A 25,208-nucleotide genomic window follows, 5' to 3' on the forward strand; every position below is an offset into this window, starting at 1 on the left:
ATTTGGCATTGAAACGCTTATTGCCGGCTTTTCCCCAAGCCAGGCGCGATCCATCTGCTCGCTGCGCTAGTCCAATACCTCCACCGTCGCGGAGCGACCGGCGACCAGCGACATGTTCTCCGGCACCGGATCGAGCGCGATGCGCACCGGGACACGCTGTGCCAGCCGCACCCAACTGAAGGTCGGGTTGACGTTGGCGAGCATGCTGGCTCCCTCCGCGCGGTCGCGGTCCTCGATGCCGGCGGCGATGCTCTCGACGCGGCCTGACAGCGTGACCTTCTCGCCCATCAGGCGGACCCGGACCTTGTCACCGGTGCGGATGCGCGCGAGCTTTGTCTCCTCGAAGTAGCCTTCCACATGCAGCGTGTCGGTATCGACCAGCGCCATCACGCCCTTCCCGGCCGTGACGTAGGCGCCGGGGCGCAGGTCCATGTTGGTGATCACACCGTTCACGGAGGCATGGACCTCGCTGCGGTCGAGGTTGAGCTGCGCCAACGCGCGATCGGCCACGGCTTGATCGAAGGCCGCCTTGGCCTGGAGCTGGGTGGCGAGAACCTGCTCCTGCTTCTGCTGCGACACCGCGTCGGTCGTCAGCGCGTTGTAACGCTTCAGATCGGCATTGGCCTGATCGAGCGTCGCCTGATGACCCGCAACCGACGCCTCGGCCTGGCGCAGCGCCAGCGCGAAACGTTCGCGGTCGATCCGGAACAGCACGTCGCCGCGGCGGACCTTCTGGTTGTCCTTGACCAGCACCTCGGTCACGAATCCGGACACGTCGGGCGCGACCTGGACCACGTCGGCGCGGACGCGGCCGTCGCGGGTCCAGGGCTGCTCCATGTAGTAGACCCAGAGCTCGCGGCCCACTGCGAGCGCGGCGACGACAACGATGACGGTCAGCGCGAGGCGGCCGAGCCAGGCGAAATTGCCTTTCATGAAAGATACTCCGAGAGGTAGACGACGACGCCGAGAAGGCAGACGAAGATCGAAAAATCGAACAGCGCGCGGTGCCAGACCAGCCGGTAGAGGTCGAAGCGCTGCATGAGCCGGCGCAGAATCGCGCTGAGGACGTAAGCAACAATGATCCACAGCAGCAGCGACGGCACGAGCACGCCGTAGATGTCGATCACATATCTCATGCCGCAACACTCTCTGCGCGCGGCCGATAGGCCGGTGCATCCGGAAACAAGCCACGCCTGATGCCGACGAGGCCGATCAGGGCGTCTTCGCGCGCGCTGTCATTGGGGTCCTTCACCGCCTGGGCCAGCGCCCGGTCGACGCTGGTCAGCAGCTCGGCCGGCATTCCGTCGCCCGCGTAGCCGCGGCAAGCGACGGCGAGCCGATCGAGCATGTCGTCGATGACGGCAATGGTGGATGCCGCAAGCCCGTAACGCGCGCGGCGCAGGTCGATGATGTTGATCCCGATACGAAGCTGGACGAGGCTGTCGGTATCGCGGCGATCGCTCTCCGACAGAAACGCGATACGCTGCACCAGAAGCCCGAGCCGGTGCAGCATGAGACCCGCAAACTCCGCGCGGTCGCGCTTGCCGCGCCGTTCGGCGGCGACCGCGATCGACTTCCAGTTCGACAGCACCAGGCGATTGGCGATCCATTCCGCGCCGACGCCGCGCGCGATCCGCGTCACGATCTCGGCGACGACGATGCCGACGAAGAAGGCAACGGCGGAATTGGCGTAGGACGCAAAGTCCGCGCTGTAGGTCGACTGGATTGCAAGCAGGGTTGCAGTGTTGGCCGCGAGCGCCGTCCCGGTTCCCGCCGTAGCCGGACGGCCGATCAAGAAGCCGTAGAGCAGAAAGGTCGGCGCCAGTGCGACCACCAGGACCTCGATATGGGAGATCGCAGGGACCACCGCGAACAGATAGACCGCAACGACGACGATGGCGACCAGCGACCACCGACCAAAACTGCGAATGAAGCGCGCGGGCTCGTCTTGCGCGGCGAAGAACGAACATGCGACCGCCGCCATCATCGGCGCCGATGCGCCGTCCGGCCAGCCGGTCCCGATCCAGAACGCGCAGCAGATCAGGATGGCCACGACCGCGCCGGCCGCCGACCACAATGCAAGGCCGCGGTCGCGGTGGCGGACGGGCGCGGCACCGGCCTCGGAATGAAAGGCCAGGTCGATCGTTGCAACATTGCGGCTCTCTGCAATCGCCTCGGTCAGCGCACGGCAATCGCGCGAGAGGTCGACCAGCTCGCGCAACCGCAACAACAGGCTGGTGGTGATGATCCGCTCCCAGTCGGCGCCGTCGTCGAGCACCGCCTGCTGCCCCGAGATCGCGGCCCGGATTCGCTCGGCCGGCTGGCGCGCGCCGACATCGCTCGCGATCCATTGCGCGAGATCCTCCAGGAGCCGTTTCAGCCCGGGTTGCCGCCGCAAGGCCTCCTCGCCGAGCGCCGCCAGCCGGTCCTCCAGCGAGGCGATCACCGGCAACAGCGTCAGCATGCGCAGCCGGATTTCACCGAGGCCGGTCACCGCATTGCGATCGGTCAGCCGGTCATAGGCGAGATGGGTGGAGAGCGTGTCGATCTCGACGATGTCGGTCGCCAGCTTGAGGCGCTTGGCGCGATGCGTTTCGCTGGTGCCCTCGCGCAACAGCACGACCTGGCTGAGACGGCGCGCGTCCGCCAGCCAGGCGTCGACCCGGTGAGCGACAGCAGGCGCGACGCTGCGGGGAAATACGATGGTCGAGACCAGGCTGGCGCAGATGATACCCAGCGAGATCTCCTCAAGCCTTGCCACCGCAGTGTCAAAGATCGCGCCGGGCTCCGACACCGAGGGAAAGCCGATCAGCGCGACCGTGTATCCGGCCAGCATGAAGACGTAGCTGCGCGGCGTGCCGTCGAGCAGCGAGAGATAAAGACAGAGCCCGACCCAGAGCGCGATGGCGAGGCAGAGGAGTTCCGGCGCATCGATCAGGTTCGGCACCAGCGCGACCGTCATGGCCGCGCCAGCCAGCGTGCCCATCACCCGGAAGAACGCCTTCGAGCTGGTCGCGCCCGCCAGCGGCTGCGAGGTGATGTAGACTGTCGCCATCGCCCAATAGGGCCGCGGCAGGTCCATGGCGAGCGCGATGACGAGCGCCAGCATCGACGCGGCGAACGTCTTCAAAGCGAAAACGAGGTCCGCGTGGCGGACCAGGAACGGCTCGTCTGCGCGCATGACTATTTCGACTCTGCAAACGTCCTGGCAAACATCTTGGCTTCATGCAGGCGACCGGCCCGCTGCTCGATGCGCTGGAGCGTCTCGAAGGTTATCGCAAGTTCATCCGCGCCGATATCCTTGAGCAGGCTTGCCCGCACCCTACGCAGCACGCGATTGGTCTCCTCGACCTTCGCCTCGCCCGCCTTCGTCAGATGTAGCGTTTTGGCACGCCGGTCGGTCGGGTCCTCGCGGCGCTCCACCAGGCCTTCGGCCTGGAGCAGGTCGATCAGACGCACCAGCGATGGCCCCTCGATGCCGAGCTCGTCGGCAAGCACGCCCTGACGCACGTTCTCACCCTGGTGCGACAGCAGCAGCAGCGGAATCGCGGTCGCATAGGACAGGCCGTGATCGGACAAGGCCTGATCGGACTCGCGCCGCCACATCCTGCCGAGGCGCGTGATGAGCCGGCCGATTTCGGCATGGATAAAGCCTTGCGAGGGAGCCATGCAAATTAGATAGGACACGAACTATTAGCCTGCAACTATATAACCCGACGTAGCGCGATCGATCACGCAAATGCGAACGGGAACAACGCAGGATGGGACCGGGTTCCGCGACTGAGATGCGAGAGGAGATAGCGGGCGAGAGCGCGCTGGCGCTCGTCCCGACCTTCGTCGTCGTAGCCGTGGATGCCACGGGAATGGGAATCATCCTGCCGCTGTTGCCATTCTATTCGCAGCGACTTGGCGCCACGCCCTTCCAGCTCGGCGCGCTGATCTCGGTCTATGCCGTTTGCCAGCTCGTTGCCGGCCCCGTGGTCGGCATGCTCTCGGACCGCTACGGTCGCAGAAAGGTCCTGCTGGTCAGCCAAATCGGGACGTTCATTGGATTTGTGCTGCTGGCAGTGGCGGGCAACCTGACAATGGTGTTCCTGGCGCGCATCATCGACGGCCTGACATCAGGCAACATCTCGGTCGCTCACGCCTACGCCGCCGAGCACAGCGCGCCGGCAACGCGCAAGCAGGCGCTCGGCATGACCAGCGGCGCGATCGGAACCGGGCTGCTGCTCGGCCCCGCGCTGTCGAGCTTCCTCGTGCACTATGGCCAGACCGCGCCAGTCTGGGCTGCGGCGGCGCTCTCGCTGATCAGCATTTTCGCGACCATCGCCCTGCTCCCGCCCGATCATCCGGCCTCCGAGCCACTCTACCAGCATCGCGTGCCTGAGCCGACGCTGACGCGCAGCCTGCTCGGCATGCGCTACGCCTGGCGACTGCTCGGCCTGCTCATCGTCTTCTTCTTCGTCAATTCGATGTTCCTGTCGCAGATCGGCCTGTTCCTCTCGGCGCGGTTCTCCTGGGACGGGCATCCCTTCGGGGCACGCGAGCTCGGCTGGATGTTCGCCTATGCGGGCTTCATCAACATGATGGTCCAGGGACTGTTGATCGCGCGCGCGAACCTGATCGCTTCCGACCGCGCCATCGTGATGGCAGCGTTCGCCTGCATGGGCCTTGGATTCGCGGGGTTGGCGGCCGGCAACAATGTCAGCCTGCTCGCGATCTATCTGACGCTGATCATCGTGGGCACCATGTTCGCCCGCAGCACGCTGACCGCGGAATTGTCGCGCTCGACCGCGGTCAACCGCCAGGGCATGATCATGGGCCTCAATCAGTCCCTGATGTCGGGCGCAAACATCAGCGCCCCGCTCTTGAGCGGCGCGCTGATCGGTCATCGGCTGTTCGCGACCTGGGCGCTGGCGATGGCTGCGATTGCAGCAATCGGCGCGGCGCTGGCCGGCCAGTTACTGGATACGCCGCGGACGCGCTAACTTAGATCAAGCTGAGCTCGCAGTGCCCACCTCTCCCCAGCGGGGAGAGGTGAAAACCACCCTCGCCTCAGTTCACCACATAGACATCCGGATCGGCGCTCGAGCTCGGCTTCTTGTAGGCATTGCGCAGGGCCGGCGACATCGGGACGTTGTAGTTGAGGCCGTTCGGCGGCGTCGGCGATTCCAGCCACTTCCTGTAAAGCACCTCGATCTCCGGGCTTGCGTAGAGCTCTGCCGTGGCGCGATCGGCGAGTGCCTTGAACGGCGCGTCCTCCCGCCGCAGCATGATCCCATAGGGCTCGGGCTTCGAGAACGTTTCTTCGCTGATCATGAACAGCGCCGGCTCCTTCGAGCGCGCGATCGCGACCGCGAGCTGGACGTCATCGAGCGCGTAGGCCTGGGCGCGATCGGTTTCAAGCAGCAGGAAGGCCTCGGCCTGGTCCTTGGCCGGCATGATGTTGATGCCGAGAGTGCGCTCGGTGTTGACCTTGGCGAGCTGGGTCAGGTTGACCGACCCGGCCACTGCCGTGACCGCCTTGCCCTTGAGATCGTCGATGGTGTTGATCTTGGCGGCCTTCTTCGCAGCAAACCGCGTCGCGCTGAGGAAGTGCGTGTTGGTGAAGGCGACCTGCTTCTGGCGGTCGGCGTTGTTGGTGGTCGCCGAGCAATGCAGGTCGAGCGTGCCGTTGACCATCAGCGGGATGCGGTTCGACGACGTCACCGCGAGAGTCTCGACGACGATGTCGGGCATGCCAAGCTGCTTCTTCACGGCGTCGACGATCTTCAGGCAGATGTCCATGGCAAAGCCGACCGGCTTCTGGTTTCCGTCCAGATAGCTGAAGGGAACGGACGCCTCCTGATAGCCGAGCGTGATCTTCTTCGTCTCCTTGACCTTCTGGAGCGTGCCCGACAGGTCTTCGGCTGAAGCTGCGCCCGCAAGACATGTCAGGGCCAGGATAACGGTGGGTAAGCGCATCGGCTGCTCCTCAAGGGGGTCGTCGACTCGTGTCGAGACGCGATCGCGGCGGTGATAGCCCAGACATGCGCCAGCCGCCAGACGAGGCCGCGTCTACCAGCTATCGCGACTTTCGATATGACGCGCGGCAGTTGTCTCCGGCGGAGCGGCTCGGCCCGGGCACCGAGATAGCCCTTACGCGTCGATGCTCCGTTGGACCAGGATGCGCTCCGCGCTGTCGTTCCAGACGTCCATTTTGGTGATCTTGCCGTTCCGCACCACGAAGCGATCGATGTAACGGTTGCCCTCGAACGGTGTACCGTCCTTCCACTCGCCGTAAAGCGTGCCGACGCTATAAACGATGGTTTCGCCATCGCCGGGGCAGACGTCGAATCGGTCCATCTTCTTCTTGACCCAGCGGTAGCGCTTGGCGTTGAAGCCTGTCGGGCCGCGCGGATGATCGAACTCGCGTCCGCCGGTGAAGGTAATCACCGTACCCGGCGCCATATAGGCTGCCGCAGCATCGGGATCAGGGATCATCGATGCCGTAAGATAGGCTTCCACAATCGCGGCATCGGACAACGGAGCGGTTTCGGCTCGTGCGGCAACGGACATGCTAATTCTCCCGGGTTTGCGGAATACTAACGCCACTCCCGCGAATTCCGTGCATATATTTTGAACATTTCCTTCGCTAGACTGCCGACAATCTGGAGCCGCCAATCTCGGCTGATTGCTCTAAATTCCGCCCGCAAGTGCCATGACCAGTCAGACCGCCTTCGACCTGATCTTCCGGAACACGCTGTTGCGATCATCCGCCGCACCCGTCGATATCGGCGTGAAGGGCGGCCGCATCGCCGCGATCGAGCCAGGGCTGACCTGCGAGGCCGTCGAGGTCGATGTCGGCGGACACCTCGCCCTGCCCGGCTTCGTCGACACCCACATCCACCTCGACAAGGCCTGCCTGCTCGGCCGCTGCGGGCACAATCACGGCAGCGTCTCGGAGGCGATCCGTGCCGTTGCCGGGATGAAAAAGGACTTTACGGTCGAGGACGTCTATGCGCGCGGCGCCCGCGTGCTCGAGCGCGCGATCGTGCACGGCACGACGCGCATGCGCACGCATGTCGAGATCGACCCGCGTATCGGCTTGCGTGGCTTCGAAGCTGTCAAGGCGCTCAAGCGCGACTATGCCTGGGCGATCGACCTGTCGCTCTGCGTCTTTCCGCAGGAGGGCCTGACCAACGACCCCGGAGCTGAGGACCTGCTGATCCAGGCGCTGCGCGACGGCGGCGAGACCATCGGCGGCTGTCCCTATATGGACACCGACCCGAATACTCACCTCGAGCGCATCTTCAATCTCGCGCAGGAATTCGACGTCGACGTCGATCTCCATCTCGATTTCGACCTCGACCCGTCCTGGTGGCACCTCGACGAGGTGTGCCGGCAAACCGAGCGGCGCAACTACGGGGGACGCGTGGCGGTTGGTCATGCCACGAAACTCTCCGCGTTGCCGCCGGAGCCGCTGAAAGCTGCCACCGCGCAACTGGCGAAAGCCGGCGTTGCCGTCACCGTGCTGCCCGCGACCGATCTCTATTTGATGGGGCGCGAGGCCACCCACAACGCGCCGCGCGGACTGACGCTCGCCCACAAGCTCGCCGGAGACGGGGTGTTGTGCTCGGTCGCGACCAACAACGTGCTCAATCCGTTCACGCCGTTCGGCGACGCCTCGCTGCTGCGGATGGCGAATTTCTACGCCAACGTCGCCCACGCCTCGGTCAGCGACTTCGACATCTGCCTCGATCTCGTGACCGAACTGCCGGCACGGCTGATGAACCTCGGCGATTACGGCATCAAGGTCGGCAATCCCGCCGATCTCATCGTGCTCGACACGCAAGACAGCCGCTTCGCCATCGCCGAGCTTCCTGATGTCATGATGGGCTTCAAGGCTGGCCGGCAGACTTTTGCGCGGCAGCGGCCCACTCTGTTCAGCCCCGGACGCTGAGCAGCCCTCGCCTTGCCGTGCCTTGCGCCCGCCCCGCGGCCCGCGCAACACTCCGCAGATCATCCAACGGAGGAACCGGATGGCCTTCGACACACTCTTCCTCAACGCACGCTTCGACGGCGGCACCCGCCATCACATCGCGGTCAAGGACGGACGCATCGCCGCAATCACGTCCGTTGACCAGCCACCCGCCGGTGCCGAGACGATCGACCTCAAAGATGCCCTCGTCGTTCCCGGCTTCGTCGAAGGCCACATTCATCTCGACACCAGTTTCTATGGCGACGCCTGGCGGCCGCACAAGCCGTGCGCCGACGGATTCAACGTGCACGAACGCGTCGCCTTCCAGGCGCAGAACATGGCCGAGGCCGCGCCGATGGACGTGCGGGCGCGCAACCAGCTCGATCTCTGCATCGGACACGGCACTACGCAGATGCGCAGCCACGTCATAGTCGACGGCTCGGTCGGCTTGAAATCGCTCGAGACGATCCTGCGCGTGCGCGAGGAATACAACGGCCTGATCGACATCCAGCTCGTCGCCTTTCCCCAGAGCGGCATCCTGTCGAGCCCGGGCACGGCGCAACTGCTCGACGAGGCCATCGGGCTTGGCGCCAACCTCGTCGGCGGGCTCGATCCCGCGAGCTTCGATCGCGACGTTGAAAAGCATCTCGACGTCGTGTTCGGCGTCGCCAATAAGCACGGCGTCGACATTGACATCCATCTGCACGACATGGGCACATTGGGCGCCTTCGAGATCGAGCAGATTGCGGCACGCACGCGCGCGCTCGGCATGGAGGGGCGCGTTGCAGTCAGCCACGCCTACGGGCTCGGCGACATCCCCGCGGATTACCTCAAGAAGGTCGCCGAGATCCTCGCCCGCTCCGGCGTCGCGATCATGACCAACGCGCCGGGCGCGCGGCCGTTTCCGCCGATCCTCGCCCTGCGCAATGCCGGCGTGACCGTCTTCAGCGGCAACGACAACATCCGCGATTCCTGGTGGCCTTATGGCGACGGCGACATGCTGCGCCGGGCCACGACGCTCGGCTACCGTTCCGGCTTCAACATCGATGAGGAACTGCGCGCCGCATTCGACGTCGTCACCGCATCAGGCGCAAAGGCGCTCCGGCTCGAAGGCTATGGCCTGCGAATCGGCGCGAAGGCCGATTTCGTGGCGCTGAATGCGGAACACGTTCCCGAGGCCGTCGTCGCGGTGCCGCAAGGGCGCTCCGTCTACAAGGACGGCAGGCTCGTCGCCGCGAACGGCAGGATTGTAGGGAAATCCGGCTGACGACCGGCCGCTTTCCGTTCGATGTTACCGCCAAGCTTTCCAGAATTCCGAATACGGTAGAATCCCGGATAGTAGATTCTCTCTGATTCCCGATAGGTGCGCGCATTGCAAGTCCCGCGGTGCCGGTCATAGTAGGGCCTGCACTGAAGTCTGCATTCAACGGGGAAGCATGGACATGTTCAGCGCATTCAGCAGCATCGACATTCATTCCGTTCGAGCAAGAACACCGAGCGAGGTCGCCGTGAAGCGGCTCGACGGCATCGGGCACGTCCTGTCGGACCTAGATCTCGCTGATGTCCAGACTCAGGATGACCTGACACGTGCGCTTATGGCGCTCGACACGGCTGACAAGTGCATTCGGGCGATCCGCGCGGAATTCCGGACCGAAGCCGCGAGCGATCGGCTGGTCCGCAAGGCCGAAAGCCTGATGGCATTGATCGAACGCACCCGCGACGAGCTCATGGGCGTTCGCGCGGCATAGTCCTGAGCCGGCGTCGCCCTACTTCGCGCGATTGATCTTCGCGAGGATCCGGTCGGCCTCGATGCGCCAATCGGCGCTGCGGGCAAACTCCCCGGTGCCCCTGGTGCCGAACAGCCCTTCATCGGCGAGATCGGCGACCCAGGCCTGCCGCTCGGCCGTGCCCTGCGCCGACCACGGCGTCAGTCCCGCTTCGCGCACCGTCTCGGCAACTTCGCGCACCTCCTCGGCACGCCGGCGGCCATGCTCGATCACGCGCTGGAAGAAATAGGCGCCCTGCGTCTCCCAATTGATGGCGGGAAACGTTTCTGCGAGCGAGGCAAGCACGGCATCCTCCACGCCATAGGCGCGCGCGGTGGTGAAGCTTTCGATGACCATGGCCTCGAGGCCCTTGATCATGATGCTGCGGCACATCTTCACCGCGGAGGACACGCCGAGCTTGTCGCTCGCGACCTTCGCCGCAAAGCCGATCGCGTTCAGCAGCGGCTCCAGCTCCCTGGCACCGGGGCCGCCGAGCAGCAGCGGCACCTTGATGCGATACGGCGGCACCGAAGTCATCACCGCACCCTCGACATAGCGCCCGGCAGCACCGTCGATCAGCGCGGCGGCGCGCTGCTTGGCGCCGGGCGAGGCCGAGTTGAAATCGAGGAACCAGGTGCCCTGATTGATCGCGGCGGCGCAGGCCTTTGCGACCGGAACGGCCTGGCTTGCTGTGACCGCAGAGATGATGAAATCGGATTTCGCGGTCAACTCGGCGTGAGAGGAGGCAAGGCCAACGCCGAATTTCGCTGCATGCTGTTTCAGCGCAGTATCCTGCTCGCCCCCGAGCTTGATGTCATAGGCGGCAACCTTGATGTCCTGCTGGCGCAAATCCTCGGCCAATATCCGGCCGACCTCGCCATAGCCGACCAGCCCGATCTGCCATCGTCTCGGATCCGACATCAGTTCAATCCTCGTGCCGTCTCGTCGAACAGCTCCTCGACCGCATAGCGGCGCGGGATCAACGCCTGCTGGAATGCATAGTCGACGATCAATTCGAGCGGCTTCCTGTTGGCTTCGATCCCGAACGGGGCGAGGTCCGGCGTTGCGGCGGGTCCCACCTGCGCCTTGTTCCGCTTGAGCAGATCATAGACGCCCGCGACCACGTCGGGCCGCGATGTCGCAAGCCGCTCGGTCACGACCACGAGATGATTGATCGGCACGACGCCGCGCCGGGCATACCATTTCGCGGCCTCCGTCGCCGGATCCGGGAACAGCGGCTTCAGCCTGGGATCGTTGGAGGTCTCGCCGAGGACGGCATCCAGTTCGCCGTCGATCAGCATCTGCAGGGGCTTCTTGTCCTTCGGCGCGCGCTCGGTGGTGTCGACATATTCGGCGACATGCGGATCCTCGAACGTCACCCAGCGAATGTTGTCGAGATCGACGCCGTAATCGTTGGCGAGGATGCCCCTGATCCAGGCGCCCGTCGTCGTCGTGAAGGAGCGGATGCCGACGCGCTTGCCTTCGAGATCGGAGGGCCCAAGCGTCCCATGCGAGGGGTTATACAGCGCATAGGAATGCTGGAAACGCCCGAGCATGGTCGCCGGCAGCAGCACCAGCGGCTTGCCGTGGGCCTTCGCCATCAGATAGGTGACGATCGCCATCTCGCAGACATCGAACGCCTGCTCGCGCACCATCGGCTTGAACGCGGTGTTGGTCGGCGTGTACTCGATGAAGTCGAGGTCGAACAGGTCGGAGCGCAGCTCGCCGCCCTTCACCGCCTGCACATGGGGGTGACTGCCGAGCACGGCCTTCAGCTTGAGACGATCCATCCGCCCGCTCCGCTTCCCTTATTTCGCTCAGACGTCCTCGGGATTGTCGACATAGACAAGACCGGCCTTCGCCAGCGCCTCGCGCATGCTGTACATGTCGAGACCGAGTTCGCCCGAGGCCAGCCGCTTGCGCTTGCCGCCTTCGTCCGCGTTGCGCTTGTTCGCCTTTTCGGCGACCTCGGCCGCATAGCGCTTCGGCACCACCACCACGCCGTCGTCATCGGCGACGATGATGTCGCCGGGATCGACGTTGACGCCGGCGCAGACCACGGGGACGTTGACCGAGCCGAGCGTAGCCTTGACCGTGCCCTTGGCCGAGACCGCGCGCGACCACACCGGAAACTTCATCTCGTGCAGCGCTTTGACGTCGCGGCAGCCGGCATCGATGATCAGCCCCTGCACGCCACGCGCCTGGAGCGAGGTCGCGAGCAGCTCGCCGAACATGCCATCGGTGTTGTCGGTGGTGCAGCCGACGACGAGGATGTCGCCTTTCCTGCACTGCTCGACCGCGACATGGATCATCCAGTTGTCGCCGGGCTGCGCTAGCACGGTGACGGCCGGGCCGGCAATCGACGCACCTGCCCAGACCGGCCGCAGATACGGCTTCATCAGGCCGATGCGGCCATAGGCCTCGTGCACGGTCGAGACGCCGTACTCTGCCATTCCGGCGGGATCGGCACGCTTGATGCTGCGAACGACGACGGACTTCATGCGAGCTCCTCCGCAACCGTCGGGAACAGACGCTGATAGGCCTCGCCATAGGTCATCGGCACGCCGGTGTTGCGGCTGCCCTGGATGCCGCGGTTGAGCGCAACGCGCTCGTAATAGCCCCAGAGATGCTTCTGTGCGGCCAGGATCTGGAACGCCTCGTACTTCTCCTTCCAGACCTCATCGATCTTGAGGAGCAGGTCCGGCTTGTAGTTGCACTGCTCCGGCTGGTGCGGCTCGAACAGGAACACCGGCGGAGCCGAATATTTGTACTGCGCGCCGGGCTTGTGGCCCATGGCCTGCGCGACCACGCGGGTCTCCTGCGCGAAATGCGCGGCGTTCGGATGGTCAAAATTATAGGGGTCTTCCAGCGCATGCGTCAGCACGAAGCTCGGATTGAGTTCGCGGTAGATGTCGACCATGCGGTCGAAATGCGCTTCCGTCAGCTTCAGCGGATAGTCGCCGCAGTCGAAGAACTCGATCTCGGCACCGAGCAGCTTGGCCGCCCGCTCCGCCTCGTCCTTGCGGCCGGCCTTGACCGATTCCAGCGTCGCGCCCTTTTCTTTCCACGCGAACTGGCTTTCGCCGCGCTCGCCGAAGGACATGCAGACGATCTTCATGCGATAGCCCTTTTTCGCATGCAGCGCGATGGCGCCGCCGGCGCGCCAGACGAAATCGCCCGGATGGGCGGTGACGACGAGACCTGTTTTCATGGGACAAACTCCCCTCTTTCGTTCGTAGGCATCATAGGCCGCCCGCCTCGTGCAGGCAGCCAATTCATCAGGCCGTGATGGCCGCTTGTTCCTCGCCGTCGAGCACGCGCCGCAGGCGCTCGCCGTCGAGCGCGCCTTCCCATTTGGCAATCGCGATGGTCGCAACCGCGTTCCCGATCAAATTGGTCGGCGTCAGCCCCTGCGACATCAGGCGGTGGATGCCGAGCACCAGCGCGACGCTCGTCACCGGAATGGTGCCGGTCGCCGACAGCGTCGCCGCCAGCACGACGAAGGCCGCGCCTGCAATGCCCGCCGCGCCCTTGGAGGTCACGAGCAGGATCAGCAGCAGCTCGACCTGCTCGGCGAGCCCGAACGGCGTGTTGGTCGCCTGCGCCAGGAACACCGAGGCCGCGGCGAGGTAAAGACAAGTGCCGTCGAGATTGAAGGAATAGCCGGTCGGGATGACGAGGCCAACCACGCTCTTCTCGCAGCCCGCCTTCTCCAGCTTGGTCAGCATCCGCGGCAGCACGGTCTCGGACGAGGTCGTGGCGATGCAGATCAGCAGCTCTTCCCAGATGTAACGGATCAGCTTGAGCAGCGAGAAGCCGCACAGCCGCGCCACGGGACCGAGCGCCACGATGATGAAGATGACGCAAGTGAGATAGAAGCCGCCCAGCAGCTTACCGAGCGAGGCCAGCGAGCCGACGCCGAACTTGCCGACCGTGAAGGCAATGGCGCCGAATGCCCCGATCGGCGCCGCCCACATCACGAAGCCGACGACGGCGAACACCATCTTGGCGGCGAGGTCGATCAGATGCACCAGCGGCGCGGCGCGCTCGCCGAGCTGCACCAATGCAAAGCCGCACAGAACGGAGATGAACAGCACCTGGAGGATGTTGCCCTCGGCAAACGCGCCAATGAACGTGGCGGGAACGATGTTCATCAGGAACGGCACGAAGCCGATGACGCTCGTCTGCTTGACATAAGGCTCGATCGCGCTGGCATTGATGCTGGCGGGATCGATGTTCATGCCGACGCCAGGCCTGAGCAGGTTCACCGCAACAAGACCGATGATCAGCGCGATCGTGGTCATGATCTCGAAATAGACGATCGCCTTCACCGCGACGCGCCCGACGCGCGCCATGTCGGCCATATGGGCGATGCCGTGCACGACGGTGCAGAAGATGATCGGCGCGATCAGCATCCGGATCGCCTTGATGAAGGCATCCCCAAGCGGCTGCATCTTGGCACCCGCCTCGGGGCTTACGATCCCAAGCGCGATGCCGGCCGCCATGGCGATGAGCACCTGGATCCAGAGCTCCTTCCACCAGGCGCGGCCGCGCGGCTTGTCGATCGCGAATGACGTCATTGGTCGAACTCGAACAGGCGCGCGGGGTTGTCGACGAGGATCTTCTGCTGGACCTCCGGCTCCGGCGCGAACAGCGGGATCAAATCGACGAGGTCGCCGTCATTCGGCATCACCTTGACGTTGGGATGCGGCCAGTCCGTGCCCCAGATGACACGGTCAACCGCAGTCTCGACGATCTTGCGCGCAAACGGCACGGCGTCAGTGAAGGGCGGGCCGGCCGAGGACACACGCTCGGAGCCGCAGATCTTGACCCAGCATTTCTCGTCGCGCTGCATCAGCTCGATCAAAATCCTGAACGGAAGCTGGTCGAGCCCGTCCGACGCCTTCACCCGCCCCATGTGGTCGATGGTGTAGCTCAGCGGCAGCTTGGTCAGCATGTCGGCATATTCAGGCAGGTCGATCGCGTCGAAATGCAGGTCGATGTGCCAGCCGAGCGGCGCGACCATCGCAACGATGCGGTCGAACACGCGCTTGTCGGGAACGCCGCCGAGATGGCGGACGAAATTGAAGCGGCAGCCGCGGAAGCCGCCGTCGTGCAGCACGCGAAGTCCGCGTTCGGTGATGGTGTCGTCGATATTGGCAACCGCACGGTAGGCGCCATTGCCCTCTGCGATCGCATCGAGCGCGACCGTGTTGTCGGTCCCGTGCACGCTCGCATTGACGATGACCGCCCGCTCCACCCCGAGCTTGGCGTGCAGCGCACGGAAATCCTCCAGCGGTGCGTCCGGCGGCGTGTAGGAACGATCGCGCGCATAGGGATATTTCGCGCCGGGCCCGAAGATGTGGCAATGCGCGTCGCACGACAGTTTCGGCAGCTTGAACTTTGGCGTGCGCGTGTTCGGATCGGGCGGCGGAATGGTCGGCGTGTACATCATCGTCATCAGTCGAACCGCCGAGCGTGACCGCTTCTTCAAGTCTTGCTGCTGGCCACAGCCCGCCGGCGCGCCGGCTGGTCGAGCGGCGGTGCCTGGAACGCGGCGACGGTGGCTTGCACCAATTGCTCGATGGCGCTGGCCGCGTCGCTGCCGTCGGCCTCGCCACGCGACAGGCGTGAGACGCGGTCCGGCGTCACCAGCGAATAATAGAGTGCACCGAGCAGGAAATGGCTGCGCCATACGATGTCGGTGCGCGGAATGTGCGGCAGGCTCTCGTGGACCGCGTCGATGAAGGCGTGGCTGGTGTCGTCGAAGGTCTGCGCGATGATTTTTCGCGCAACCTCGTTGCCTTCCGCCGACATCACGGCACGCAGCCGCGTAAAGCGCGCCCCGCCACCGGCAAGATCACTGCCCGAGGTGAAGGCCGGCACCACATAGGCCCGCACGATCGCCTCCAGCCGGTCCTGGAGATCGCGCACGCGCCTGGCGGCGGCGAGCAGCTCGGAGCGGCGGAGATTCATCGGCCCGCAATGGCGCCGGTAGATCTCCAGCAGCAGGCCGTCCTTGGTCTTGAAATGATAGGTCACGCTGCCGGGATTGGCGCCGGCGGCCTGTGCGATGTCGCGCACGGACACAGCATTGAAGCCGTTGGTGGCGAACAGCTCCTCGGCCGCGGCGAGGATCGCCTCGCGCATGTTCGGCTTGCGGGCCGTTTCCTTGCTGGTGGGCTTGCGTACCATGTTATTTGTACTATCGTACAAAAGATCAGGTCTCGTCAACAACAACGATGCGAGACGTCCCCGGGCGGTTCGGAAGACCGCAGCAGGGGCGAATGGAGTGCTGGGAAAATGCTGGGTTTGAACACAACAATTGGTCGGCTCGTGGTCGGTGCGGGCTTGCTGCTGGCGGCGAACGCCGCGCAGGCTGAGAATTATCCGAGCAAGCCGGTCCACATCCTGGTGCCCTACGCGGCCGGGGGCGCGGTCGATGTGCTCGCGCGCACGCTCGGCCAGGCGCTGGCCAAGACCTGGGGCCAGCAGCCGGTGATCGACAACCGTCCCGGCGCCGGCGGCATCGTCGCCTCGCAGGCGCTGACGCAGGCCGCGCCGGACGGCTACACGCTGATCCTGGTCGCGAGCGGCCATCCGCTCAACCAGTTCATCTACCCGAGCGTGCCCTATGACACGTTCAAGGATTTCACTGCGATCGCCGAAGTGGCCTCTTCTCCACTCGCAATCGTGGTGGCGAAGGACAGCCCCTACAAGACGCTCGGCGATCTCCTGGCCGCTGCCAAGAAGGAGCCGGACAAGCTCTCCTACGGCATGTCCGGCAACGGCACGTCCGCGCATCTTGCCGGCGAGCTGCTCAAATACATGTCCGGCACCAAGATCGTCGCGATCCCCTACAAGGGCGGCGCGCCGGCACTGACCGCCGTCATCGCCGGCGAGATCCCGCTCAGCATCAATCCGCTTGCAGAGGCGATCGGCCAGCTCGAAGGCGGCCCGGTGCGCGCTCTCGCGGTGACATCAGCCGAACGCTCCAAGGCGCTGCCGGATGTTCCGACCATCGCCGAGGCTGGCGTGCCAGGCTACGACGTCTCGGTCTGGTGGGGCGTGCTGGGCCCGGCAAAAATGCCGCCGGAGATCGTGTCCAAGCTCGAGACCGACCTCAAGGCCGCGCTGCAAGACCCCAGCGTGCTGTCGACGCTCGGCAAGATCGGCGCAGCTCCGGTCGGCTCCTCCGCCAAGGACTTTGATGCCTACATGCACGCCGAGGCGACCAAATGGGAGCCGGTGCTGAAGGCCGCCAACATCCGCGCGCAGTAAGGCGGGATCGTCTGATGAGGATATCTTCCTGGAGGCACGGTGCGCTCGCCGCCCTGCTCGCGTTTGCAACCGTCGGCCTCTCCGGCTCGTTCGCGAAGGCCGACGGCGAAGCAAAGCTCCTGGCGCCGAGCGGCACCTTGCGGGTCGGCATCTATCCGGGCAGCCCGACCTCGATGGTAACAGATGCGGCCGGCAAGCCGCACGGCCTCGCCTACGATCTCGGCGGCGAGCTTGCAAAACGGCTCGGCGTCGGCGTCGACTATGTCAGGTTCGAGCGCGTCGCCGACATCGTCACCGCGATTCACGACGGCCGGGTCGATTTCACCGTGACCAATGCCACGCCGGCCCGTGCCAGCGAGGTCAGCTTCAGCCAGCCCGTGCTGGCGATCGAGCTCGGCTATCTCGTTCCGGCGAACTCGCCGGTCGGCAAGGTCGAGGATATCGACAAGCCCGGCGTGAAGATCGGCGTCACCAAAGGCTCGACCTCCGAGCGAACGCTGCCGGCGAAGTTCAAGAACGCGACCATCGTTCCCGCCGAAAGCGTCAAGGCCGCCATCGGCATGTTCGGGCGCGGCGAGATCGACCTTTACGCCACCAACAAGCCGACGCTGTTCGAGATGTCCGACCAGATGCCGGGCGCGAAAATCCTCGACGGCAATTGGGGGCTGGAGCACATGGCCATCGCGATCCCCCGGGGACGCGAGGACGCGCTTCCCATGCTCAATCGCTTCGTGACGGAAGAGCAGTCCTCCGGCGCGCTGGACACGATCCAGCAGCAGGCCGGCCTGCGCGGCGCGACCAAGGCGACGCGCAAGTAGACTCAATTCTCCGCCCGCTCCGCGGACCGCCAGACTCTCTCCGCCCAGGTGCAAGCGATTGGCATTCGCCAACATCGCTTACTCCGTTTGCTGCAAATCAACGCAGCAACATGGACAAAGCGTCATTGGTCTTCTTGGCTGCGCTGGGCGACGAAAGCGTGAGATCGCCGGAGACCGAGAATGAACAAACCTCTATTGTTGACACTGCATCGATGGATCACGCTGGTCTTCGCGCTGCCCCTGCTCGCGATCATCGCCACCGGACTGATTCTGTCCTTCGAGCCGCTGGTGCAAGTCAGTGGCATCAGTGGTCCGGCGATCGACGCCGGGCGCATCGTCGAGCTGGTGAAACGGTATGATCCGGATAGCAAGGCGCGCGGGCTTTCGGTCAATGCCGCGAGCCAGCGCATGACGCTGCAAGGCGCCGGCACCTCGGCGATCGATCTCGCAACGGGCGAGCCCGCTGCCGCGGGCTCCAGCCTCCCCGATCTCTTCCTGTGGGCCCGCGTCACGCATGAACGGCTGCTCGGCCAGGCGTGGCTGGTGACAAGCTCGACCATCGCCATGGTGTCCCTGATGGTGCTCGGCCTCGTCATGGGACTGCCGCGCCTGCGCAATTCGCTGTCCGGATGGCACAAGGGCACCGCATGGTTTGCGTTGCCCCTGATCCTGCTGAGCCCGCTGACCGGCCTGTGCATGGCGTTCGGCCTGACGTTCCAGAGCGGCGCCGCTCCAGGCGGCGGCGGACGTCCCGTTGCCTTGCCCGACGCTGTTCGCATGGTCGCAGATTCGCACGAGCTGTCGCATGTGATCTCGATCGGCGCGCGCGGCGGTCGCATGATGGCGCGGATCTATGAGGACGGGGAGCTGCGCGCCTATGCCGTCAATTCATCGGGCGTCACACCGCTGCCGCGCAACTGGCCGCGCCTGATCCATGAGGGAAACTGGTCGGCCCTGATCGCTTCGCCTCTGAACGTCGTGACGTCGATCGCACTGCTAACGCTGCTGTCGACGGGCCTCCTGATCTGGGCGCGACGGAAGCTGCGCAAGCCGCGAGCGCGATCGAACAAGCAACCTGGCGCAACCGTTGCCAAGGCCGCCTGATCGGAGAACGCGTACGCGTTCAACTGCGCGCGCCGGCCCGGCTGAGCGTCCCGCATCCTATCGAGAGGGATGGTCACCGGCCTTTCCCTCGTCGCGCAGCACAATGCAGCATTCCCCTCGTGCAACGGTCGCCGGATCGCGCTAGTCTGCCGCACCCATGACCAGACGTACCGGCAGCGCCGATCTTCCTCTCCACACCGGACGGGTTCCGCCGTGGCTCGCGAGCCGCATGGCCTCGCTTGGCGCGATCGTCACGCAGGCGATCGTGCATCATTACGGCCGCGATGCATTTCTCCAGCGGCTGTCGCATCCGTTCTGGTTCCAGTCGTTCGGTGCCGTAATGGGGATGGACTGGCACTCCTCGGGGATCACCACCTCCGTGATCGGCGCGCTGAAGCGCGGGCTCGGCCCGCTGCAGGACGAACTCGGGATCTATGTTTGCGGTGGCCGGGGCCAGCATTCGCGCAAGACGCCGGACGAGCTGTTGCAGCTCGGCGAGCGCGTCGGCTTCGACGGCGTAAAGCTCACCCGCGCCAGCCGGCTGGTCGCGAAGGTGGACAGCGCGGCCGTGCAGGACGGCTTCGACCTCTATCTCCACGGCTTCTTCGTCACGGCCGACGCCAAGTGGACGGTGGTGCAGCAGGGCATGAACGGCGACAAGCGGCAGGCCCGCCGCTATCACTGGCATTCCGAGGCCTTGAAGAGTTTCGTCGACGCGCCGCACAGCGCGATCGACGGGCCGCAGCAAGGCGAAATCGTCAATCTCACCGACCACCGCGCCGATATCTCGCGCAGCGCGCAGCTCGAACTCCTCGGCGATCTCGGTCCCGATCGCATCGTCGCCGAATTCGAGCGGCTCACCGGAGCCGCACCCGAACCGGCGCAGGCGATGCTGCCGCACCTGATCATGCCCGCGCATCACGATGTCAGGCCCAAGGACGTGTTCGCGCGGCGGCTGCACGGCACGCTGGCTGCGGCCGCCGAGCGTGGCCCCGTCGACTTCCCGGAGCTGTTGCTGACGCCCGGCGTCGGCGCCCGCACGGTGCGTTCGCTGGCGATGGTGGCCGAGGTCGTGCACGGCGCCCCCTATCGCTTCAACGATCCCGCCCGTTTCTCGCTCGCTCATGGCGGCAAGGACCGGCACCCCTACCCCGTCCCGATCAAGGTCTATGACGAGACCATCCGCGTGCTGAAAGGCGCGATCCAGAACGCAAAACTCGGACGCGAGGAAGAGATGCAGGCGCTCAGGCGTCTCGACGACCAGGCGCGACGGCTGGAGCGGACCGCGCGTGGACCGTCGGTCGAGGCTTACATCGCCGGCGAGCGCGCGGCCTCTCCCGAGCTCGACGGCCGCTCCGTCTTCGGCTGGGAGCGCGATCTCGTCGCTTCGAAGAAATCGGCCGGCTCCTGAAGCTGCCGCTCGGGGCTCTCGCCTAGTCTTCAGCCTCCTCGTCGTCGAGCAGCCGGTTGGCCGAATGATCCTGGTACTGCTCCGTCTGGATGAACTTTCCGTCCATGCCGCGAATGTCGGAATGTTGCGCCTTGTCGCGGTTCGACAGGATCATGTTGTCGCCGACCTTGTCCTTTGCGATGTCCGTGAGTGCGCCAGTCCCCGCGCCCTTGCCGCGCGCGCCTGATCCGATATGCGTCTTGCCGCCGTTGGGCATGGACTGCTCCCTTGCTGCTGCGTGCATTGGTGCAACGCCTGCGCGACGGAGATTGTTTCGCACTCCACGCAAGATGATGCGCGCCATTGTTCCCGGCACGGCGTGCGCTGCGTCAGTCCGCGAGCAACGGCTCGGCGGCGGCACCACGGCTCGGCCTGCGGTTCCCGCCGGCAACGACAGGCAATCGCGCGATCGCACGCATACCCGGCCGCTTGCGCCAGTGGATTTGCGCGGGGTCCACGGCGAGCTCGAGTTTCGGCCATCGCGCAAGCAGCGCCTGCAACGCGCAAGTCGCCTCGATCCGCGCAAGCTGGTGGCCGAGACAGAAATGAATTCCCGTTCCGAACGACATGTGGCGGTTCGGCTTGCGCGTAAGGTCGAGCCGCTCCGGGCGATCGTGCACCGCCGGGTCCATATTGGCGGCGGCAAGCATGACCATGACACGGTCGCCCTTCTTCAGCCGTACGCCCGCAAGCTCGACATCCCGCCGCAGATAGCGCGGTTTGGAAAACTGCACGGGCGAGACGAAGCGCAGGAATTCCTCGACGGCGAGCGAGATGCGGCTCCAATCCTCCTCCAGCCAGTCGCGCAAGGCCGGATTCCTGAGCAGCTCGTAGACCGAACCGCTGATCAGATGCGTGGTGGTCTCCGAGCCTGCCGCGAGCAGCAGGAACACCATCGACACCATTTCGTCCGGCGTGATCTGGCCGCCCTCGAGCTCGACCTGGACCAGCTCGGCGATCAGGCCCTCGCCGCCCCGCACGCGCGCGATCTGCAACTGCCGTTCGAGGTAGGCGCGCATCTTGCGGAACGCGAACAGCAGGCGGAAGAAGCTGACGACATTCGTCAGCGACGACATCTTGTTGGCCCAGGCGATGAATCTCGGGCGATCGGCCGCGGGCAGGCCCAGCAGCTCGCAGATCACCGACACCGGCAGGATGCGGGCGTAACACTGGACGAGGTCGGCCGGGCTGCCATCGGCAAACAGGTCGTTCGCCAAACCGTCGGCGATGGCGCGAATGCGTGGCTCCATCGCCACGATCGCGCGGCGGCGAAATGCCTCGTCCACGATGCTGCGCAGCCGCGTGTGATCGGGCTCGTCCATGGTCAGCATGTTGTTGGCGATGGTGGTGACGAGCTTCGGCATCCACCAGCGCAGGCCGGCAACTTTGCCGTCCTCCTTGCGCAGCGTGAAGGTGGTGCCGTCCTTCAGGACCTCAGCGGTGGCGTCATGGGTCGTGGTGATCCAGACATCGCCGACGAGAGGAAATCGCGTCGCAACCACGGGGCCCGAGGCGCGCAGCGCCGCGATCGCCGCGGGCGGATCGCGAAAGAAGGCCTCGCTGGTGAAATCGAGGCGCGGTGCCATGGGATCACCGGATTGGTTGGTGGCGTCTCAACCAGATGGTGCGCGCGGACCCACGTGCAAGGGCCGGAACCGGTGCTGGCTGCGCCAGCGCGATGCTCGCGACCAGAGCCTATCCGCGGCCCGGCGAGCGCGGCCCGGTCTTGCGTTGCTGCTGGTTGGTGTAGGCGTCCCAATGGCTCCAGCTGCCGCTGCTGAGGCTTTGCAGGTCGGTGGTAAGCGGACGGCGCGTGCGCTTGTCGTAATCGGCGATCGCGCGTTCCGACTGCGCGATCTTGCGCTTCAGTTCTGCAACCGCCTTCTGGGTCTGGCCGTTCCGCTTCGACGAGGCGATCTCGCCCATCGTGAAGCGCGCCGTCTCGAGCGCCTTCAACTCGGCGCGGTTCTTCTTCAACTGAACCCGGTGCCAGGCGATGTTGCTGTCGCTGTCCGCAACCATGTGGAAACTCCGCTGATTCGTTCCCACAGTGTATCGCGCGCCGAATCGGCGCCGCAACGGGCGCCGCGCGGCGAAAATACGGTCTTATTGCGCAAGAATTCCGCGTCTAGCGCTCGGCGAAAGCCTTTTCGACCACGAACTGGGCCGGTTCGCCGTGATTGCCCTCGATGAAGCCGCGCTCGCCCAGGAGCACGCGGGTGTCCGCGACCAGCGCCGGGCTGCCGCAGATCATGACGCGGTCGTGCGCGGCCTCCAGCGCCGGCAGGCCGATATCGCTGAACAGCTTGCCCGAGGTGATGAGGTCGGTGATGCGGCCGCGGTTGCGGAAGGGATCGCGGGTCACCGTCGGGTAGTAGATAAGCTGGCTCTGGATGTACTCGCCGAGCAGCTCATCTTTCGGCAGATGCTCGGTGATCATCTCGCCATAGGCGAGTTCCTTGACGTGGCGGCAACCGTGCAGCAGCACCACCTTCTCGAAGCGCTCGTAGGTCTCGGGGTCCTTGATCACGCTCAGGAACGGAGCGAGGCCCGTGCCGGTGCCGATCAAATAGAGGTTGCGGCCCTCTTCCAGATTGTCGATCACCAGCGTGCCGGTGGCCTTGCGGCTGACGATGATCTCGTCGCCTTCCTTCAGGTGCTGGAGCCGCGAGGTCAGCGGGCCGTCCGGCACCTTGATCGAGAAGAACTCCAGCGTGTCCTCGTAATTGGCGCTGGCGACGCTGTAGGCCCGCAGCAGCGGCTTCTCGCCGACCTTGAGCCCGATCATGGTGAATTCACCGTTGCGGAAGCGGAAGGTCGGGCTGCGGGTGGTCTTGAAGGAGAACAGCGTGTCGGTCCAATGGTGGACGCTCAAAACGCTTTCCTGGTTGAAATTGCTCATCTCACCCTTCCGTGTCGCTACGTTGCGGTTCCGAGGCGGTCAGCTATGCGTCGTTTGTACACGATCATTCGTGTACTAATGAATAATCCGGCTTGATCCCGTGGTCAAGGCTGCCCAAGATCGGCAGCGTTGCAGTTAAGGAAAAGGACCCCTTCCATGGCGCATGACGCACCCCAGGCCGCCGGGCCCTCGAAGCTCGTGATCCGCAATATCGGCCTGATCCTGTCCGGCGCGCTGGAAAAGCCGATCCTGGACGGCGACACCATCGTCGCCGAGAACGGCAAGATCACCGCGATCGGCCGCCACAAGGATCTCGACACGGAAGGTGCGACCACCATCGTCGATGCCAACGGCACCACGGTGACCCCCGGCCTGATCGACAGCCATGTCCACCCCGTCGCCGGCGACTGGACGCCGCGCCAGAACCAGATCAACTGGATCGACAGCTCCCTCCATGGCGGCATCACCACCATGATCTCGGCAGGCGAAGTGCACATGCCGGGTCGCCCCCGCGACGTGGTGGGGCTGAAGGCGATGGCGATCTTCGCCCAGCGCGCGTTCTGGACGTTGCGTCCGGGCGGCGTGAAGGTTCATGCCGGTGCGCCGGTGATCGAATGCGAGATGGTCGAAGAAGACTTCAAGGAATTGGCCGCCGCCGGCGTCAAGCTGCTCGGCGAAGTCGGCCTCGGTGGCGTCAAGGACGGACCCACTGCGCGCAAGATGGTGGGTTGGGCGCGCAAATACGGCATCCAGAGCACGATCCACACCGGAGGCCCCTCGATCCCCGGCTCCGGCCTGATCGACAAGGACGTGGTGCTGGAGGCCGACACCGACGTGGTCGGCCACATCAATGGCGGCCACACCGCCCTTCCCGACGACCAGATCCGCTGCATCTGCGAGGGCTGCAAGCGCGGGCTCGAGATCGTTCATAACGGCAACGAGCGCTCGGCGCTCTATACGCTGCGCATCGCGCGCGAAATGGGCGACCTGCACCGCGTCATCCTCGGCACCGACGGGCCGGCCGGCTCCGGCGTGCAGCCGCTCGGCATCTTGCGCATGGTCTCGATGCTGTCCTCGATCGGCGAGCTGCCGGCCGAGATCGCCTTCTGCCTCGCCACCGGCAACACCGCGCGGATGCGGCAGCTCGATTGCGGCCTGATCGAGGTCGGCCGCGCCGCGGATTTCGTCATCATGGACAAGGCGCAGCACTCGCCGGGCAAGAACATCCTGGAGAGCGTCCAGCTCGGCGACCTCCCCGGCATCGGCATGACCATCATCGACGGCATCGTCCGCACCCAGCGCAGCCGCAACACACCGCCGGCCGGCCGGGTGCCGGAAGTGGTGGCGAAGTGACGGCACTTGCCGTCATTCCGGGGCGCGCGAGAGCGCGAACCAGGAATCTCGAGCAACAATCTCCGGATTCCGGGTTTACGCGCGGCGCGCGTGCCCCGGAATGACAGTCAATTTCACCGCAACTTGCTCAACAGCGCCATCAGCATCTCGCGCTCCTTGGCGTCGAGCGGCGCCAGCGTCTCGCGGGTGATGGCGAGCGCATTCGGCGCCAGTTTCTCGGCTAGCTGCTGACCGGCACGCGTCAGGCTCACCAGCAGGCGTCGCCCGTCCTCGGGATCCTGGCTGGTTTCAGTCAGGCCGCGCGCCGTCAGGCGGTCGATCACGCCCTTGATGGTCGCGACATCCATCGCAGTCAGCCGTCCCAGCTGGTTCTGCGAGCACGGCCCGGTCTCGGCGAGCTTTGACAGCGCCGCCCATTGCGTCGGCGTCAGATTGGTGCCGATATCGCGGGAGAAGATCGAGCTGTGGCGCTGCCAGACCTGGCGCAGGATGAAGCCGACTTGCTCGTCGAGCACGTAAGGCGGTTTTGCCGGTTTGACGCTCTTCTTCGCCGCAACGCTTCTCGCCATCCGCT

Annotated in this window: 26 protein-coding genes and 1 pseudogene; 9 read left to right on the plus strand and 18 right to left on the minus strand. The window is 65.2% G+C overall.

The features are described from left to right. Positions 1–66 precede the first annotated feature (66 nt). The 4 genes from AB5K84_RS27855 to AB5K84_RS27870 are packed head-to-tail and all read right to left on the minus strand — an operon-like array spanning position 67 to position 3,669. Positions 67–933, minus strand: coding sequence for an efflux RND transporter periplasmic adaptor subunit (locus AB5K84_RS27855; protein ID WP_011086635.1), 867 nt, complete (start codon positions 931–933; stop codon positions 67–69). Further along, positions 930–1,136, minus strand: coding sequence for a DUF1656 domain-containing protein (locus AB5K84_RS27860; protein ID WP_011086634.1), 207 nt, complete (start codon positions 1,134–1,136; stop codon positions 930–932). The genes AB5K84_RS27855 and AB5K84_RS27860 overlap by 4 nt, the downstream gene beginning before the upstream one ends. Continuing rightward, complete coding sequence (locus AB5K84_RS27865) at positions 1,133–3,181, minus strand: FUSC family protein (protein ID WP_011086633.1); 2,049 nt, start codon at positions 3,179–3,181, stop codon at positions 1,133–1,135. The genes AB5K84_RS27860 and AB5K84_RS27865 overlap by 4 nt, the downstream gene beginning before the upstream one ends. Before the next feature lie 2 nt (positions 3,182–3,183). Then, positions 3,184–3,669 (minus strand): MarR family winged helix-turn-helix transcriptional regulator, encoded by a 486-nt coding sequence (locus AB5K84_RS27870; RefSeq protein WP_038966268.1) that lies wholly within the window; start codon positions 3,667–3,669, stop codon positions 3,184–3,186. An 83-nt stretch (positions 3,670–3,752) separates the two neighbouring features. On the opposite strand from AB5K84_RS27870, the pseudogene AB5K84_RS27875 reads away from it, so the two are divergent. Continuing rightward, positions 3,753–4,988: pseudogene (locus tag AB5K84_RS27875) on the plus strand (MFS transporter); the annotation flags it as partial. A gap of 67 nt (positions 4,989–5,055) precedes the next feature. Here the strand turns inward: AB5K84_RS27875 and AB5K84_RS27880 are convergent. Continuing rightward, complete coding sequence (locus tag AB5K84_RS27880) at positions 5,056–5,964, minus strand: amino acid ABC transporter substrate-binding protein (RefSeq protein ID WP_011086630.1); 909 nt, start codon at positions 5,962–5,964, stop codon at positions 5,056–5,058. Between the two features lie 174 nt (positions 5,965–6,138). After that, positions 6,139–6,558, minus strand: a complete 420-nt coding sequence (locus AB5K84_RS27885; protein ID WP_028170906.1) for a nuclear transport factor 2 family protein — start codon at positions 6,556–6,558, stop codon at positions 6,139–6,141. 142 nt (positions 6,559–6,700) lie between these two features. Between AB5K84_RS27885 and AB5K84_RS27890 the strand changes: the two genes are divergently transcribed. The 3 genes from AB5K84_RS27890 to AB5K84_RS27900 all read left to right on the plus strand — a co-directional run bounded on the left by AB5K84_RS27890 (position 6,701) and on the right by AB5K84_RS27900 (position 9,708). Then, entirely contained in the window at positions 6,701–7,942 is a 1,242-nt protein-coding gene (locus tag AB5K84_RS27890) for an amidohydrolase family protein (protein ID WP_011086628.1), read from the plus strand. Positions 7,943–8,021: 79 nt separating this feature from the next. Continuing rightward, complete coding sequence (locus AB5K84_RS27895) at positions 8,022–9,227, plus strand: amidohydrolase family protein (protein WP_011086627.1); 1,206 nt, start codon at positions 8,022–8,024, stop codon at positions 9,225–9,227. 175 nt (positions 9,228–9,402) lie between these two features. After that, the gene (locus tag AB5K84_RS27900; RefSeq protein WP_038966273.1) at positions 9,403–9,708 is read left to right on the plus strand and encodes a hypothetical protein; all 306 of its coding nucleotides are present in this window, start codon (positions 9,403–9,405) and stop codon (positions 9,706–9,708) included. 18 nt (positions 9,709–9,726) lie between these two features. Here the strand turns inward: AB5K84_RS27900 and AB5K84_RS27905 are convergent, their stop codons facing one another. From AB5K84_RS27905 to AB5K84_RS27935, 7 genes are all read right to left on the minus strand, one after another. Next, complete coding sequence (locus AB5K84_RS27905; protein ID WP_162494215.1) at positions 9,727–10,650, minus strand: DUF1932 domain-containing protein; 924 nt, start codon at positions 10,648–10,650, stop codon at positions 9,727–9,729. Continuing rightward, a complete protein-coding gene (locus tag AB5K84_RS27910) occupies positions 10,647–11,516 on the minus strand; it encodes an ABC transporter substrate-binding protein (RefSeq protein WP_011086624.1) in 870 nt (289 codons plus the stop codon). The genes AB5K84_RS27905 and AB5K84_RS27910 overlap by 4 nt, the downstream gene beginning before the upstream one ends. A gap of 27 nt (positions 11,517–11,543) precedes the next feature. Beyond that, on the minus strand, positions 11,544–12,227 hold the full coding sequence (locus AB5K84_RS27915; RefSeq protein ID WP_011086623.1) for a 4-carboxy-4-hydroxy-2-oxoadipate aldolase/oxaloacetate decarboxylase: 684 nt from the start codon (positions 12,225–12,227) through the stop codon (positions 11,544–11,546). Further along, a complete protein-coding gene (locus AB5K84_RS27920; protein ID WP_011086622.1) occupies positions 12,224–12,937 on the minus strand; it encodes a PIG-L deacetylase family protein in 714 nt (237 codons plus the stop codon). Before AB5K84_RS27920 ends, AB5K84_RS27915 begins: the two co-directional genes overlap by 4 nt. A gap of 67 nt (positions 12,938–13,004) precedes the next feature. Beyond that, positions 13,005–14,306, minus strand: a complete 1,302-nt coding sequence (gene dctA, locus AB5K84_RS27925; RefSeq protein WP_011086621.1) for a C4-dicarboxylate transporter DctA — start codon at positions 14,304–14,306, stop codon at positions 13,005–13,007. After that, positions 14,303–15,187 carry an amidohydrolase family protein gene (locus tag AB5K84_RS27930; protein ID WP_011086620.1) on the minus strand — a complete coding sequence of 295 codons (885 nt, stop codon included), beginning with the start codon at positions 15,185–15,187 and terminating at the stop codon, positions 14,303–14,305. Before AB5K84_RS27930 ends, dctA begins: the two co-directional genes overlap by 4 nt. Positions 15,188–15,216: 29 nt before the next feature. Further along, positions 15,217–15,921, minus strand: coding sequence for a TetR/AcrR family transcriptional regulator (locus AB5K84_RS27935; protein WP_028170897.1), 705 nt, complete (start codon positions 15,919–15,921; stop codon positions 15,217–15,219). A gap of 108 nt (positions 15,922–16,029) precedes the next feature. Between AB5K84_RS27935 and AB5K84_RS27940 the strand changes: the two genes are divergently transcribed. The 4 genes from AB5K84_RS27940 (at position 16,030) to AB5K84_RS27955 (ending at position 20,340) form a co-directional block, all read left to right on the plus strand. Beyond that, a complete protein-coding gene (locus tag AB5K84_RS27940; RefSeq protein ID WP_011086618.1) occupies positions 16,030–17,007 on the plus strand; it encodes a tripartite tricarboxylate transporter substrate binding protein in 978 nt (325 codons plus the stop codon). A gap of 14 nt (positions 17,008–17,021) precedes the next feature. After that, positions 17,022–17,825, plus strand: a complete 804-nt coding sequence (locus AB5K84_RS27945; protein ID WP_038966265.1) for an ABC transporter substrate-binding protein — start codon at positions 17,022–17,024, stop codon at positions 17,823–17,825. Positions 17,826–18,005: 180 nt separating this feature from the next. Next, positions 18,006–18,929 carry a PepSY-associated TM helix domain-containing protein gene (locus tag AB5K84_RS27950; RefSeq protein WP_011086616.1) on the plus strand — a complete coding sequence of 308 codons (924 nt, stop codon included), beginning with the start codon at positions 18,006–18,008 and terminating at the stop codon, positions 18,927–18,929. Positions 18,930–19,086: 157 nt separating this feature from the next. Then, a complete protein-coding gene (locus AB5K84_RS27955; RefSeq protein ID WP_011086615.1) occupies positions 19,087–20,340 on the plus strand; it encodes a DUF763 domain-containing protein in 1,254 nt (417 codons plus the stop codon). Positions 20,341–20,362: 22 nt separating this feature from the next. On the opposite strand, the gene AB5K84_RS27960 is transcribed toward AB5K84_RS27955, so the two are convergent. The 4 genes from AB5K84_RS27960 to AB5K84_RS27975 form a co-directional block, all read right to left on the minus strand. Next, positions 20,363–20,596: a hypothetical protein gene (locus AB5K84_RS27960; RefSeq protein WP_028170893.1), complete on the minus strand. Its 234-nt coding sequence runs from the start codon at positions 20,594–20,596 to the stop codon at positions 20,363–20,365. A 112-nt stretch (positions 20,597–20,708) separates the two neighbouring features. Next, a complete protein-coding gene (locus tag AB5K84_RS27965; protein WP_011086613.1) occupies positions 20,709–21,965 on the minus strand; it encodes a cytochrome P450 family protein in 1,257 nt (418 codons plus the stop codon). A gap of 109 nt (positions 21,966–22,074) precedes the next feature. Beyond that, the gene (locus AB5K84_RS27970) at positions 22,075–22,401 is read right to left on the minus strand and encodes a hypothetical protein (protein WP_028170891.1); all 327 of its coding nucleotides are present in this window, start codon (positions 22,399–22,401) and stop codon (positions 22,075–22,077) included. 106 nt (positions 22,402–22,507) lie between these two features. Then, positions 22,508–23,281 carry a ferredoxin--NADP reductase gene (locus AB5K84_RS27975; protein WP_011086612.1) on the minus strand — a complete coding sequence of 258 codons (774 nt, stop codon included), beginning with the start codon at positions 23,279–23,281 and terminating at the stop codon, positions 22,508–22,510. 156 nt (positions 23,282–23,437) lie between these two features. On the opposite strand from AB5K84_RS27975, the gene AB5K84_RS27980 reads away from it, so the two are divergent. Next, complete coding sequence (locus tag AB5K84_RS27980) at positions 23,438–24,634, plus strand: amidohydrolase family protein (protein ID WP_011086611.1); 1,197 nt, start codon at positions 23,438–23,440, stop codon at positions 24,632–24,634. Positions 24,635–24,747: 113 nt separating this feature from the next. On the opposite strand, the gene AB5K84_RS27985 is transcribed toward AB5K84_RS27980, so the two are convergent. Next, the gene (locus tag AB5K84_RS27985; RefSeq protein ID WP_011086610.1) at positions 24,748–25,203 is read right to left on the minus strand and encodes a MarR family winged helix-turn-helix transcriptional regulator; all 456 of its coding nucleotides are present in this window, start codon (positions 25,201–25,203) and stop codon (positions 24,748–24,750) included. Between the last annotated feature and the right edge of the window lie 5 nt (positions 25,204–25,208).

Origin of the sequence: Bradyrhizobium sp. 1200_D9_N1_1 (genome assembly GCF_052075915.1) — a bacterium.
GTDB lineage: Bacteria > Pseudomonadota > Alphaproteobacteria > Rhizobiales > Xanthobacteraceae > Bradyrhizobium > Bradyrhizobium diazoefficiens.

What these genes read in the sequence shown, in the direction of transcription:
- AB5K84_RS27855 (WP_011086635.1), bottom strand. Translation starts at nt 933, where the DNA reads ATGAAAGGCAATTTCGCCTGGCTCGGCCGCCTCGCGCTGACCGTCATC.
- AB5K84_RS27860 (WP_011086634.1), bottom strand. Translation starts at nt 1,136, where the DNA reads ATGAGATATGTGATCGACATCTACGGCGTGCTCGTGCCGTCGCTGCTG.
- AB5K84_RS27865 (WP_011086633.1), bottom strand. Translation starts at nt 3,181, where the DNA reads ATGCGCGCAGACGAGCCGTTCCTGGTCCGCCACGCGGACCTCGTTTTC.
- AB5K84_RS27870 (WP_038966268.1), bottom strand. Translation starts at nt 3,669, where the DNA reads ATGGCTCCCTCGCAAGGCTTTATCCATGCCGAAATCGGCCGGCTCATC.
- AB5K84_RS27880 (WP_011086630.1), bottom strand. Translation starts at nt 5,964, where the DNA reads ATGCGCTTACCCACCGTTATCCTGGCCCTGACATGTCTTGCGGGCGCA.
- AB5K84_RS27885 (WP_028170906.1), bottom strand. Translation starts at nt 6,558, where the DNA reads ATGTCCGTTGCCGCACGAGCCGAAACCGCTCCGTTGTCCGATGCCGCG.
- AB5K84_RS27890 (WP_011086628.1), top strand. Translation starts at nt 6,701, where the DNA reads ATGACCAGTCAGACCGCCTTCGACCTGATCTTCCGGAACACGCTGTTG.
- AB5K84_RS27895 (WP_011086627.1), top strand. Translation starts at nt 8,022, where the DNA reads ATGGCCTTCGACACACTCTTCCTCAACGCACGCTTCGACGGCGGCACC.
- AB5K84_RS27900 (WP_038966273.1), top strand. Translation starts at nt 9,403, where the DNA reads ATGTTCAGCGCATTCAGCAGCATCGACATTCATTCCGTTCGAGCAAGA.
- AB5K84_RS27910 (WP_011086624.1), bottom strand. Translation starts at nt 11,516, where the DNA reads ATGGATCGTCTCAAGCTGAAGGCCGTGCTCGGCAGTCACCCCCATGTG.
- AB5K84_RS27915 (WP_011086623.1), bottom strand. Translation starts at nt 12,227, where the DNA reads ATGAAGTCCGTCGTCGTTCGCAGCATCAAGCGTGCCGATCCCGCCGGA.
- AB5K84_RS27920 (WP_011086622.1), bottom strand. Translation starts at nt 12,937, where the DNA reads ATGAAAACAGGTCTCGTCGTCACCGCCCATCCGGGCGATTTCGTCTGG.
- dctA (WP_011086621.1), bottom strand. Translation starts at nt 14,306, where the DNA reads ATGACGTCATTCGCGATCGACAAGCCGCGCGGCCGCGCCTGGTGGAAG.
- AB5K84_RS27930 (WP_011086620.1), bottom strand. Translation starts at nt 15,187, where the DNA reads ATGACGATGATGTACACGCCGACCATTCCGCCGCCCGATCCGAACACG.
- AB5K84_RS27935 (WP_028170897.1), bottom strand. Translation starts at nt 15,921, where the DNA reads ATGGTACGCAAGCCCACCAGCAAGGAAACGGCCCGCAAGCCGAACATG.
- AB5K84_RS27940 (WP_011086618.1), top strand. Translation starts at nt 16,030, where the DNA reads ATGCTGGGTTTGAACACAACAATTGGTCGGCTCGTGGTCGGTGCGGGC.
- AB5K84_RS27945 (WP_038966265.1), top strand. Translation starts at nt 17,022, where the DNA reads ATGAGGATATCTTCCTGGAGGCACGGTGCGCTCGCCGCCCTGCTCGCG.
- AB5K84_RS27950 (WP_011086616.1), top strand. Translation starts at nt 18,006, where the DNA reads ATGAACAAACCTCTATTGTTGACACTGCATCGATGGATCACGCTGGTC.
- AB5K84_RS27955 (WP_011086615.1), top strand. Translation starts at nt 19,087, where the DNA reads ATGACCAGACGTACCGGCAGCGCCGATCTTCCTCTCCACACCGGACGG.
- AB5K84_RS27960 (WP_028170893.1), bottom strand. Translation starts at nt 20,596, where the DNA reads ATGCCCAACGGCGGCAAGACGCATATCGGATCAGGCGCGCGCGGCAAG.
- AB5K84_RS27965 (WP_011086613.1), bottom strand. Translation starts at nt 21,965, where the DNA reads ATGGCACCGCGCCTCGATTTCACCAGCGAGGCCTTCTTTCGCGATCCG.
- AB5K84_RS27970 (WP_028170891.1), bottom strand. Translation starts at nt 22,401, where the DNA reads ATGGTTGCGGACAGCGACAGCAACATCGCCTGGCACCGGGTTCAGTTG.
- AB5K84_RS27975 (WP_011086612.1), bottom strand. Translation starts at nt 23,281, where the DNA reads ATGAGCAATTTCAACCAGGAAAGCGTTTTGAGCGTCCACCATTGGACC.
- AB5K84_RS27980 (WP_011086611.1), top strand. Translation starts at nt 23,438, where the DNA reads ATGGCGCATGACGCACCCCAGGCCGCCGGGCCCTCGAAGCTCGTGATC.
- AB5K84_RS27985 (WP_011086610.1), bottom strand. Translation starts at nt 25,203, where the DNA reads ATGGCGAGAAGCGTTGCGGCGAAGAAGAGCGTCAAACCGGCAAAACCG.